Origin of the sequence: Legionella sainthelensi (assembly GCF_900637685.1) — a bacterium.
In the GTDB taxonomy this organism is placed as follows: domain Bacteria; phylum Pseudomonadota; class Gammaproteobacteria; order Legionellales; family Legionellaceae; genus Legionella; species Legionella sainthelensi.
On record NZ_LR134388.1, the window covers coordinates 3,885,912 to 3,898,080 of the forward strand.

Here is a 12,169-nt window from a genome sequence, read left to right on the forward strand (position 1 = left end):
TTTTATGGAAAAAGAAAATCCATTGATTTTAGTTGTTGATGATAGTGCTACTATGCGTCTAATTACTTGCGATGCTTTAATGAAAGTGGGTTTTAATGTGGTCCAAGCTGAGAATGGTGAGCGAGCATTATCATTACTTGCAACGGCGAAACCCGACGCTGTATTGCTGGATGTAGAAATGCCCGGTTTAAATGGTTTTCAAGTCTGTGCTGAAATTCGCAAATTACCTGATTGGCACTATCTTCCCATTATGATAGTCACCGGTTTGGAAGATTATGAATCGATTAATATTGCATACCAGGCTGGTGCGACAGATTTTACCACTAAGCCGATTAATCCTACTTTACTTGGTTATCGTGTTCGTTATATGGTGAGAACCAATTCTTATTTTCAAGAGTTGCAAATTGCTGAGCAAAAAGTTAGGGCATTAAATAATGAATTACTCGACAAACTACTGCAAATTCAACAAAATGCCATCGCAGTAGCCCGTTTTGTACCCCAAGATTTTCTTAAGGTACTGAATCGAAAAAATATTGCCGACATCAAATTAGGTGATTGTGTTGAAAAAGTAATGACCGTTCTTTTTTTGGACATCAAGTCCTTTACTTCAATTGCCGAACAACTTTCCCCAGTTGAAATTTTTAATCTGATTAATACGTTGATGAGCTATATGGAGCCCGTAATCCTTAGAAACTCTGGCGTTATTGATAAGTATATTGGCGATGCGATAATGGCATTATTTAATAATGCAGATGATGCACTGACCGCTGCATCGCAATTGTTAGCGGCACTAGATAATTTTAATTCTATTCGAACACACGACCATTTGGATCCTATACGCGTAGGCATCGGTATCAATACAGGTCATTTGATTTTAGGCACCGTTGGATTTGAAGAACGAATGGATTGCAGTGTGATTAGTGATGCAGTCAACATTGCCTCAAGGCTAGAGAGCTTAACTCGAGTTTTTGATATAGAGCTATTAATTAGCGAACAAACCTTTTCGCAATTGCAATTCAAAGAACGATATAATTTTCGTTCTTTAGGTTTAACCAAGGTAAAAGGTAAAAACTATCCCATAAATATTTATGAAATCTTTAATCATAATTCACCAGCTGAAATTCAGTTAAAAAATGATTCAGCCACTCTTTTTGCTACCGCTTTAAATCATTATGAAGCAAAAAGATTTCATGACGCATCAGCGCTCTTTCAAGAAATATTGACCCTAAATCCTCAAGACTCATCAGCAAATTATTTCCTGGAACAATGTAAGGAAAAAATGAAGTAAAAGAAGGATGTAAACATCCCTCTCCTTACAAAATCAACCCGCTTTAATTTGATCAACAACATTTTGATTGAGATGAGTGACAATTAAACTAATTAACTTTACTGCTTGATCATAATCACGTTTATCAAATACACCTGCTTGTTGATGAGCATAACGGATAGGTACCCCGATATTAATGCTTGGGACTCCTGAACCTGATCCCTGTACTTTGGATCCATCTTGACCATACCCCATTTCAGATTCTAATTGTACTTGGATGTTATTTTTTTTAGCCAAATCTAAAATCCAACTTAATAACTCTTGGTGGGGAATCATTGAACGATCATAAACAAATAAGGTTGGTCCTTTGCCTAAAGCAATTTTACCTTTACGGGCAGCAATCAATGCAGGATAATCATCAGCAATGCCTACTTCAACATTAATGGTAACATCGGGATGGGTGCTATTAAAAACCGTACTTGCTCCACGTAATCCCACTTCTTCTTGTACTGTTGCTGCTGTAAAAAGCTGATTCGGTTGTTGCTGATTATTGATGGACTCCAGAACATCGCCAATCAACGCTAATCCCAAGCGATCATCCAGTGCTTTTGCTAAATAACGATTCTCGCTTAAAGGACTAAATTGACTGGCGGGAGTCACTTGTAATCCTGGACGAACATTAAATTGGGTTTCAGCTTGTTCTTTTGTTTCAGCACCAATATCTAAAAATACGGCATTAACTGCAGGTAATTTATTTTTTTTTTGCTCTTCAATAAGGTGAGTTGAATCCATTCCAGAGTAAGCAAGAATAGGCCCTTTAGGGGTGGAAACAGTCCAGCGTTGGGCAAAAATAACCGAGGCAGGAATACCTCCTAGAGGAATAATCTTTAAAAACCATCAGGCGTTATCGATTCAACCATATAGCCAACTTCATCCATATGAGCCATTAACAGAACATTAGGACCTTTGGCATTTTCTTTGTATACTCCAATTAAATTTCCCATTCCATCTACAGTAACGCGACTCATTGACTGTTGCCATTGTAGTTTTACCACATCGCGAACAGATTTTTCAAACCCAGATGCCCCTGCTAAGTCTGTTAATTTTGCCAAGGAATGTTGATCGGCACTAACATCCAAAGAGGCCATCATCATAACCCCCATGAGGACTGCATTTATTTTTTTCATCATCAATATCCTTATTTAAACCCAAATTATTGCATGCCCATTCTACTATAGTAACAGCCCATTATTTAGGCTATTATTGTTTTTTTTATCTTTAATCCACCTTTTGCCATGAAAACCGCCATTGTTATCCCTGCTCGTTATGCCTCTACCCGACTACCAGGAAAACCATTGGTGAAAATTCAGGGCCAAACGATGCTACAACGTGTAGTCCATTTGTCACTCGCAGCTACTAAAGGACTAGAAAACATCGCTGTAATTGTCGCAACAGATGATGAACGAATTGTCGCGCATTGTCATGAAATTGGCGTTGTCTCTGTGATGACTTCCGCAGATGCCCCCAGTGGTACTGATCGCGTCGCTCAAGCAATACAACAAATACCAAGCAAACCTGATTTCATTTTAAATATGCAAGGGGACGCACCACTAACGCCCCCAGATTTTTTACGAGCCATGATTGATTCCTTCGCTGTTTCACCTTGTGATGTAGTCACTCCCGTGACGCAATTAACCTGGAAACAACTCGATGAACTACGCCAAAATAAACAGACAACCCCTTTTAGTGGAACTACTGCAGTTTTCAATGAACAAACTGGGAACGCCTTTTGGTTTAGCAAAAATATCATTCCTGCTGTGCGCCAAGAAGAAAAGTTACGCCAAAAAAGCGATAAAAGCCCTATATTTCGTCATATTGGTTTATACGGATATTCGCTCCAGATGCTGGAAAAATATATTACTTTAACTGAAAGTAAATTTGAAAAATTAGAAGGATTGGAACAATTACGCCTCTTGGAAAATGGCTACACGATTCGTTGTGTTCCTGTTGATTATAAAAATCGCGCGAGCATGTCTGGGATTGATAGCCCGCAAGACGTCATTCGTGCTGAAGCATTGATCGCTAAATATGGTGAATTATTCACTTCATTGCCCCCTCAATCTCAAGAGACTCTATAATATGACCACTCGATTACTTGTCGCTCGTCATGGAAACACATTCGCTCCCAGCGATATTGTTCGTCGAGTAGGCACTACTGATTTACCTTTAGTAGAAAGCGGCTTACTTCAAGGGCGTTTACTAGGTGCTTACCTAAAGCAACAGCATCTTATTCCTGATGTGATTTTTACCTCGAAATTAAAACGCGCTATCCAGACCGCAGAACAAGCGCAAAGCACTATGGGTTCTGATTTGCCTATTGAAACTTTGTCCATTTTCAACGAAATCGATTATGGGCCCGATGAAAACCAACCAGAAGAACATGTAATTGCTCGAATTGGACAAGATGCGTTGAGGGCCTGGGAAACCCAGGCAATAGTTCCTCAAGGTTGGAATGTTGATCCGGCAACACTCATCAAAAATTGGCTTGATTTTTCTATTCGGCTTCGCACAAAGTATATGGGAAAAACATGTTTGGTCATCACAAGTAACGGAGTTGCGCGTTTTTTACCTTATTTGACGGGTAATTTTGCGGCTTTCAGTGGACAATATGGAATTAAGATTGCTACCGGAGCATTATGCATCTTTGAAAATAAAGATCATTCTGAACTCTGGGATTGTGTCTCCTGGAATGTGAAGCCACAGATCGTGAGTTTTTAGTAGAAAACGTGTTTGGTACGATTACCATTAGATCAAATGATTATTGAAGATAAGCCAGAGAAACACACGTATTCTAATAGTTTCTTTCATATGCAGCAGAGTGAGTCTTCAGCTCAACAGCAAGAAGAATTTAATTATTATTGCTCTAATCACTGAGGCTATTTCATAATGATTTGCCTGGGTCGCATTCCTTTCACCCAGGCGATGCTTTTAGCATTCCAAAATAAATACCCTAAATATCATCAAAGTATGGTTTTAAGGTTTGTTGAACTTCCAAATTAAGTTTACCTGAATTTGGATCTATAGCACTTACCGTATCACCAAGATAACCAATTGCCCAGAAAAAGAGGTTATTTGTTTCCATATTATTTTGTAAATAAGGCATTAATGAATTTGTAAAAAATGCTTTGCCCTTTGCGGTTTTCCAAGACGCTTCGCCAAGAACAACAGGATAACCCGCTTTATATAAAAAACCCCATGACCAATCAAAACGTAATTGGCTCGCCATGCCTGGCGAAGTTTCCCACCCAGCAACTTCCGCAGGATATACATGAGGTGAAAAGACTAAATGGCTATTTTGAGCTTGTTCATCACCCATTAACCATTCCAGAGCAGATTGATTTATTCCTTGCTGAACTAACTGCTCTTTCAATTTAACCGCGTCAAAAACAGCAACCCCATTTTGAGCCAATTGCTCGTTAAGCAAAGGTTTAAAATCCTCGCCCCAATTGCCTTTGAAAAAAACTCGTTCAAGAGTGCCGCACAACGAAGGATCGGGAGAATGACTGTATCCATTATCATCAGGTACTTGTGCTTTAGGAACACAAATAACGGGATTATTTGAATCATCATTGCCTGAATCTGGTCCTTCTACAAATAACAATAAATCAGGATTATTCTTTTGCACTGCATTTGCAGCAGTTGCGATGACTTTTGTCCATGGGACTTGAGAGTCGTGTGTTTTAAACCAATTCAAACGATAAGGCTCATTAAAAATATCAATGCCTAGAACATTATCTAATTGGCGCTCTTTAATTTCTTTAGCTAAAAGAGCAATATCTTGCTCGTACTGCGCCATGTCATACACCGTTCCATCACGCATTGCATCGCCATACCCTTGACGGTGATGGATATCAATCATTACTTTGATATTGTTCTTTTTAAATTCTTGTAAGACAATCCAAAAAGCTTCTCTTGGGCTAACTGCCTTCTCACAGCCACTGCCATTGCTCTGCCAGGTTTTACAAAAAATACCATTCCCGGCACTTGGTTTGGCTTTATCTGAAAGCCATTTATTCAAATCTACCTCACGTTGATCATCATAAAGCACTTCGGGTTGGATCGGTAAACGTATGGTTTTAAACGACACAGCGGAGCTTTTATCAATACCTGAATCAGGAAACTCCCAGGGCTTACTGATTAAATCCATCATCCCAAAAGATCTAGGATTAGATTGAAGTGATGGAATTGCATAAAAGGAGTTGCTTTGTAATCCTTGAAGAACATTCGTATCTTGAAATCCAGACCATGATAATCCATCAACATGAACAACTTGGCCCTGGTCATCATATATTTTACTGTCTCGAGTTTGATAAGAGTATGCATCCAATGCTAGTATTAACAAAGAACAACAACCTAATACTTTCATTTTTTTCATTCAATAAACCTCCAAATTAATGTATAGACAAACGAAAAATGCACGTAATTTAACCATCTAAATGTTCTTTTACACAACTATTTGTAATGATTTTGCTAAAACTTAACAAAAAAATGACAAATTCAGGGGAGTTAAATGAGAAATAATGACCGCTGCTGCGCGTGCTAACACAACAGCACGTGCAGCAGCGCGCAACAGATCTTTATCTGAAAGTTTGGCAGAAAAATAATGAATTAACCGATACGGGCAAAGCGACGATCATTTTCATAAATTGATTGTTTGACCAACTCATCCATATCTGCATTTGGTTCGCAGGACTGATAAGCTGTTTTTAATGGAGAAATATCTACCGTTGTTTTAGTCACGTCATTTTGCAAATACCCATCGAGATTTCTAAAAGTGAGGTATTTATCTACAGCAAACTCGTGACATTGTGCCATAGTTTCATCTTGGCATATGGAAAACTTAATTAAATGTTCTGCATGAAATGGTTCTTGGCTTTTCGAAAAAACATATTGCAAGTCATAAAGCAAACTATCTGCGCCAGCACAAAAATAATAACCTGATTGGAATTTATTGTTCTCGAAGACATCGCTACGAATATATCGACCTTCTCCAGGTTGCAAACCTGAGAGAGTCACCGTATGAGTTGTTATTTCTTTAGGACCATTAGCAAATGCCAAGCCGGTTAAAACAAAACCAAATAAAATCGAGGCTACTTTCATCATTCTGTTTTAGCTCCTAACGTGAAATAAATATTCCTTGTCATGTTTATATCCTTAAACCATACCAAGGAACAAGAAAATTAAGAGACATTGACTATTTCATTATCTACTCTGCACAAAGCAAGCCAAGTAGAGGCATGGAGATAAATTAGCAACAGCCCTTAATAATTGATAACTTTAACAAATTTTTTAGCACTAATGAATTTCAGCACAGCATTATACCCTATTTCATACGATTAGTGTAAAAAATTATAAATTAATTCGGATTTTGATCGAAAAAAATCACACAACATTATTAAAAATAAACTTTTTATGCAAAAAAAAAGCTTTTAATCTAAAAATAACTAATTGATTTCATAATAAAAGAACTTTTCTATTGAAAAAAAATAAGTTATAACATTCTTACCATAGCTTATGACTGGGTAAGCAACTAGTATGTGGTAGCAGCATGATGCTGAAAAATATTTTTTCATGGAGTGAGAAAATGAACAGTAAAGTATTTTCGCAACGTTTCAATCGCGAATTAGCTTCTTTAGGGTTCCCGGAAGAGTTAACTGAAAAAACAAAAGCTGTATCTAAAGTATTTGGTGTTTCACGTCATTTAGCAAACTCCCTTATTTTTGGTCACATACTTCCAGGAGATGATCAGCTCAACAAAATCGCTGAAATTTTGGAAGTTTGTCCTCAATGGTTAGGTGGTGCTAGTGATCGTAAAAGAACTTATCTAAATCGCGAGACAGCAGATAGCATATCTTAAAAACAGTAACTAAGGCATTTTTGCATCCATTGACGCCATTTGAGATAATTACTGAAATTATTATATACTATATAAATAATCTTGCTGTATCTGATCTTAATTAGAGCTGATGCAGCAAATTATTTCTTATATATCTTTAAATGCTTTGAGTTCGCGGATTATAACCATCATGGAATGCTTAAGTTTTTGTATTGGTAAGTCAATTGATTTAACACGCGTAGATAATTATTTTAAAAACGCTTCTGGTGAATTTACAGCGATTAAAACTCGCGATGTACTGAAGCTAAGTGCTAATCATAATAAAAATCATACCGTATTTATTTTTAAAAACGGCGCTGTAGTTTCTTGGGGAGTCAAACGTTATCAAATTAACGATTATTTGAATATTGTTAAGAGCCTCATTGATAAACCTGTAGCTCTCTTGGTCCATGATGAATTTCATTATCAATATGGTAGTAAAACTACTATAGAACCCCATGATTTTTTTGATGTAGACTGTTTAACGATTGAAAATGATAGCGATGAGTTGAAACTTAGCCTGTCTTATGGATTTTCTCAATCAGTTAAGTTGCAGTATTTTGAAACCATTATTGAAGTGCTGATCGAAAAATACAATCCCATGATTCAAAAACTTTCCTTGTCAGGTGAAATGGAGATTAGTCGTACACAAATACAGCAAATTATTGGTGAAATTCTTGGTGCGAAAAGCGAAATGAACTTAATTAGTAATTTTCTCTATCACCCAAAATATTTTTGGCAACATCCAACATTAGAAGAACACTTTACGATGCTTGAACGCTACTTGCACATACAAAGACGCGTCAACGCAATCAATCATCGTCTCGATACTCTAAATGAAATCTTTGATATGTTTAACAACTACTTGGATAATCGACACGGCCATAATTTGGAAATAATCATTATCGTTTTAATCACTTTAGAAATTATTATTGCAGTGCTAAATTTGCATTTTTAATCAATTAATAAGAGCAAATTTCATTAAAACCAGCTATTCTTAACAGAAATAGTGACAATTAACAAAATTATGCTGAGCAATACAAATCAACTCAATGAGGATCAACTTAAAGATCTAGAACAATTAAAAGCCATCTGCAAAAAAAACGATGGCAGTGTTCCTAACTTATATACTCACTTATTAACCCAAAAAAGAAACTTTCCAACCATTCTATTGGACTATGAAAACAAAAAATTAATCGGTTTCTTAAGTGTGTATTTTTTTTATGATGATGCTGTTGAAATTTCACTGCTGATCCATCCCTCTTATCGTCGTCAAGGCATAGCCAAAAAATTGCTTCGAAGTATTTTACCCCTTGTAAAGGAGCAAAATTTTTTCAAATTAATATTTTCAAGTCCGGCTCATTTAAATCACCATTGGCTACCTGATCTCGGATGCACCTATATGCATAGTGAATACTATATGGAGCGAAATGATTTAAGTCCTTTACTTGATTACAATAAGGACTTAACTTTTCGAACTGCAACCGATAAAGATATTCCTTTTCTTTGTGTTCTGGATGAATCCTGTTTTTTTAAAACACAGGCAGAGTTAATTCCACGTTTCGAACACATACTCGGTGATAGAAACTATCAAATAATCCTCGCCTTTGAAGACAACCACCTTGTTGGTAAAGCCCATTTACGTTGGCAAAAGCATGGAGCAACACTTTCTGATATTGCCGTATTACCAATAAGACAAGGGAAAGGATTGGGAACTGCTTTAATAGCGCACTGTATTAATTTTGCTTTAAGTGAAGGGAAACCCCATCTTAATCTCGATGTGGAAACACATAATCAGAAAGCACTCAGCTTATATTCTCGCCTTGGTTTTCTCACTCAAAATGCATGTGATTATTGGGAAATCGATCTCCACCAATTGGAAAAACACATAAAACAGAAACAAGGCAATAAAGGAGAATCTAAGCCAGCGGATAAGTAGCGTTGTGAAGTGTATAAGAATATCAGGGGATACGACCGATTGTCTTGTTGTAGCCGTCAAGTGATAACTTCTGTTGGTTTAGCATATTCTCAATATCTTCTTTTTTAGCAGAGAAAACTCATCAATATTTTTCAAGGTTTCAATATCTTCAAGAGCTTCATTTATTGTTACTTCTGTGAACAAATTACGCCTCCATCCGCTTTATCATGAAAAGATAATTTTTGATTAATTGTAGCCCATGATGCATGCATCCACATTGATTGTATCCCTTTAATAGGAATAAAGAATAATCTATAAAATGGCCACGAATTTTGGGTTAGCTAGAGTCAATAACCGGAGTAATAGGGTCTTAATAAATGATTACTCAAGATAGAACTTGACAAAATTTAAAGCCCCCCCTTAGTATTGGACTGAAAAAATGGAACAATTCAATTCTCATTCATTTTTTATACTTCTATTTAAGAACGAGTTTGCTGTTGATAAAAACTAAAGGATCATTAATGAAAAAAAGGGTTGTAATAACCGGTATGGAAGTAACTTCTTCCATAGGAACTGGACTTAGCAAATTCTGGGAGGCTGCAAGTCAAGGACAGTGCGGAATAAAACGCATTCAATACTATGATCCCTCTCTTTATCCAACCCAAATAGCAGGTGAAATAACTGACTTTTCATTAGAGCATCTTCCTGAATTGAATAAAAATAAGCGCTACGTACGTGTAGCCCAATTTGCCTTATATTGCACGCACAATGCATTATTACAGTCGGGACTTACTGAACACGAGTTACGCAAAGCCGGAACGTACATAGGCACAGGAATGGGAGGCTATCCTGAATCAGAAACAAGTTATAGGATGTTTTTCACCAATAACTGGAAAAAAATGCAACCTTTAACTGTAATTAGGGGAATGCCTAATTCCGTTGCAAACTTTATTGCTATTGCATTTGGTATAGGTGGGCCTAACTCCACAATTTCAAATGCATGCGTTTCATCAGCTGATGCTATAGGTGCAGCATACCAGCAAATTTCTCAAGGTATCATTTCTACGGCTATCTGTGGAGGAACAGAGGCGCCTATTTGGGAATCCATGATGTCTGCATGGTGCAAGCTTAAAGTAATGTCTATTAATAACGAGAATCCAGCCAAAGCCTGTCGTCCATTTGATCTTAATCGTGAAGGAATGGTCATGGCAGAAGGAGCTGGAATTTTAGTTCTTGAAGAATTAAGCCAAGCGCAAGCAAGAGGTGCTCCCATTTTTGCAGAAATCATCGGATTTGGTGCTAGTTGTGATGCGTTTCACATCACAGCCCCTTCTTCTGAAGGACAGCAACGCGCAATCCAAGCAGCCTTAGATGATGCAAGGGTATCACCTCAGGATATCCAATATATAAAAGCACATGGGACCGGAACTACCTTGAATGACGCGACGGAAACTCAAACGATTAAATCCGTATTTAAGGAAAGGGCCTATGAAATTCCAGTCACTGCGCAAAAAGCGATGATAGGCCATTCTATAGGCGCCTCTGGAGTGATGGAAATTATTTCCTCATGCTTAAGTCTACAACATAATTTATTATTACCAACAATCAATTTAGACACTCCAGATCCGGCTTGTGATCTGGATTATGTTCCTCATCAAGCGCGAAGAAAATCTGTTGATATAGCATTGTCCAACCATTTTGCCTTTGGAGGTGCTAATACTGCTTTAATTCTGCGTAGATACATACGCTAGGAATACTGATGACACATGCAAAATTGTCAGGGCGAAGCATTTTAAGCAACCTGATGAACGTTAATATTTTGGGATTGCTTGTCAGTTTTAAAACAACGTCACCCTTCACAAAAGTGCTGTCCTGTAGCTCAGACAATCAGTTATATTTGAGCTCTTATACTGTCTCTTAATCACCTTTTGGCTACGCCCCGACAACTTATCCTCGGGGCCTATTTTTCGTGCAATGCTCTTGGATTTTACTAACACTTAAAACATATAGCTTAAACTAAATAACAATTCGGTTGTATATAAATGAGGCATGCCTGGACCCTGATTAAGAGTAGTAGCATCATCACCCCCTAAATAATTTTTTCCCCAATCGGCGAACTCTGCCCCTACACCTACTTGCCAATTAGGAGTTAACATCTTTTGGATACCTGCTCCAAGAGTATAAGAAAAAGCAACAACGCTGCTAGTGCCAAACCAATATGTAGGGAAAAGAACCGGATCTATTGTAGTAGACGAATAGTCATGAGAATGATTCCAACCGACACCAAAACTTCCACTAAGATAAGGTTGTACGGTTTGAAACCCATTGGCAATAAGTTTACCCTTCATTTCTGCACGAACATGGCTTACCTTATACTGATAGGTATAAACATTAGGAATGCCGTTTACATTCACCACCCCCGAAAGATAAGCATCACTCGCTGCTGCAACACCAAGACCCAATTGCCCAATGATATTAGTTGCGCCAATAAAACGTTGTAACCCAAAAAAAATCTCACCTGTACCTAAAAAATCAGATTCTGAATCAGCAATATAATAGTTAAACATGGGTGCAGGATAAGGATAAAGGTATTGATCTTTTCCCGGATCAGACCATGCAGGCCCCCCGCTTATCGTAATAATTGATGACCATACTTGAGGTACTACTGGAGCATATGGGTCTACGGCAAAAACATTCACGGAAAATAAAGCACAAAACGCCCAGACTACTAGTTGTTTAAACATACCTATCCTTTTGATTTTCAATCATTAAATCCTAAAATTTGTTAACAATTGGCTTCCAGTTCCTACACACTTAATTTTCCCCTGCGTGGCAAAGCCCCAATATTGGCCCAATAGAAGCTCACATCGCTTGATTTATAAGCACAAATCGCAGGACAGCAGAAGAGAGAATAAACCGTCAACAGCCCCTAATGTAATCCGTTTAGTTTTATACAATATTTGGGCCCGATTTTCTATACTTCGCTTATTCCAGAGTAAACTCCACGAGATAAAATCAAGTCGCCTAAACCGTGGCAATGAAGGTTTCT

The 12,169-nt window shown here is 37.5% G+C and carries 10 protein-coding genes and 1 pseudogene; 7 read left to right on the plus strand and 4 right to left on the minus strand.

The window, feature by feature from the left end; translation table 11 throughout:
- Positions 1–4 precede the first annotated feature (4 nt).
- Positions 5–1,288, plus strand: coding sequence for a response regulator (locus EL220_RS16935; RefSeq protein WP_027270529.1), 1,284 nt, complete (start codon positions 5–7; stop codon positions 1,286–1,288).
- 33 nt (positions 1,289–1,321) lie between these two features.
- On the opposite strand, the pseudogene EL220_RS16940 reads toward EL220_RS16935, so the two are convergent.
- Positions 1,322–2,457: pseudogene (locus EL220_RS16940) on the minus strand (M42 family metallopeptidase).
- Positions 2,458–2,622: 165 nt separating this feature from the next.
- Here EL220_RS16940 and EL220_RS16945 point away from each other — a divergent pair.
- Positions 2,623–3,405, plus strand: coding sequence for a 3-deoxy-manno-octulosonate cytidylyltransferase (locus EL220_RS16945; RefSeq protein ID WP_232002525.1), 783 nt, complete (start codon positions 2,623–2,625; stop codon positions 3,403–3,405).
- A 1-nt stretch (position 3,406) separates the two neighbouring features.
- Complete coding sequence (locus EL220_RS16950) at positions 3,407–4,045, plus strand: histidine phosphatase family protein (RefSeq protein ID WP_027270526.1); 639 nt, start codon at positions 3,407–3,409, stop codon at positions 4,043–4,045.
- 232 nt (positions 4,046–4,277) lie between these two features.
- Here the strand turns inward: EL220_RS16950 and EL220_RS16955 are convergent, their stop codons facing one another.
- Positions 4,278–5,702, minus strand: a complete 1,425-nt coding sequence (locus EL220_RS16955; RefSeq protein WP_027270525.1) for a cellulase family glycosylhydrolase — start codon at positions 5,700–5,702, stop codon at positions 4,278–4,280.
- A 233-nt stretch (positions 5,703–5,935) separates the two neighbouring features.
- Positions 5,936–6,430 carry a hypothetical protein gene (locus EL220_RS16960; RefSeq protein WP_027270524.1) on the minus strand — a complete coding sequence of 165 codons (495 nt, stop codon included), beginning with the start codon at positions 6,428–6,430 and terminating at the stop codon, positions 5,936–5,938.
- 481 nt (positions 6,431–6,911) lie between these two features.
- Between EL220_RS16960 and EL220_RS16965 the strand changes: the two genes are divergently transcribed.
- The 4 genes from EL220_RS16965 (at position 6,912) to EL220_RS16980 (ending at position 10,871) form a co-directional block, all read left to right on the plus strand.
- The gene (locus EL220_RS16965; RefSeq protein ID WP_027270523.1) at positions 6,912–7,184 is read left to right on the plus strand and encodes a hypothetical protein; all 273 of its coding nucleotides are present in this window, start codon (positions 6,912–6,914) and stop codon (positions 7,182–7,184) included.
- A 169-nt stretch (positions 7,185–7,353) separates the two neighbouring features.
- Positions 7,354–8,160 (plus strand): RMD1 family protein, encoded by an 807-nt coding sequence (locus EL220_RS16970; protein ID WP_027270522.1) that lies wholly within the window; start codon positions 7,354–7,356, stop codon positions 8,158–8,160.
- Positions 8,161–8,229: 69 nt separating this feature from the next.
- Positions 8,230–9,141 carry a GNAT family N-acetyltransferase gene (locus EL220_RS16975; RefSeq protein WP_027270521.1) on the plus strand — a complete coding sequence of 304 codons (912 nt, stop codon included), beginning with the start codon at positions 8,230–8,232 and terminating at the stop codon, positions 9,139–9,141.
- A gap of 500 nt (positions 9,142–9,641) precedes the next feature.
- Positions 9,642–10,871 (plus strand): beta-ketoacyl-[acyl-carrier-protein] synthase family protein, encoded by a 1,230-nt coding sequence (locus EL220_RS16980; RefSeq protein ID WP_027270520.1) that lies wholly within the window; start codon positions 9,642–9,644, stop codon positions 10,869–10,871.
- Positions 10,872–11,117: 246 nt separating this feature from the next.
- Here the strand turns inward: EL220_RS16980 and EL220_RS16985 are convergent, their stop codons facing one another.
- The gene (locus EL220_RS16985; RefSeq protein WP_027270519.1) at positions 11,118–11,864 is read right to left on the minus strand and encodes an outer membrane protein; all 747 of its coding nucleotides are present in this window, start codon (positions 11,862–11,864) and stop codon (positions 11,118–11,120) included.
- Between the last annotated feature and the right edge of the window lie 305 nt (positions 11,865–12,169).

Coding starts and splice junctions, on each gene's coding strand:
- EL220_RS16960 (WP_027270524.1), bottom strand. CDS start 6,430: ATGATGAAAGTAGCCTCGATTTTATTTGGTTTTGTTTTAACCGGCTTG.
- EL220_RS16935 (WP_027270529.1), top strand. CDS start 5: ATGGAAAAAGAAAATCCATTGATTTTAGTTGTTGATGATAGTGCTACT.
- EL220_RS16965 (WP_027270523.1), top strand. CDS start 6,912: ATGAACAGTAAAGTATTTTCGCAACGTTTCAATCGCGAATTAGCTTCT.
- EL220_RS16950 (WP_027270526.1), top strand. CDS start 3,407: ATGACCACTCGATTACTTGTCGCTCGTCATGGAAACACATTCGCTCCC.
- EL220_RS16955 (WP_027270525.1), bottom strand. CDS start 5,702: ATGAAAAAAATGAAAGTATTAGGTTGTTGTTCTTTGTTAATACTAGCA.
- EL220_RS16985 (WP_027270519.1), bottom strand. CDS start 11,864: ATGTTTAAACAACTAGTAGTCTGGGCGTTTTGTGCTTTATTTTCCGTG.
- EL220_RS16975 (WP_027270521.1), top strand. CDS start 8,230: ATGCTGAGCAATACAAATCAACTCAATGAGGATCAACTTAAAGATCTA.
- EL220_RS16980 (WP_027270520.1), top strand. CDS start 9,642: ATGAAAAAAAGGGTTGTAATAACCGGTATGGAAGTAACTTCTTCCATA.
- EL220_RS16970 (WP_027270522.1), top strand. CDS start 7,354: ATGGAATGCTTAAGTTTTTGTATTGGTAAGTCAATTGATTTAACACGC.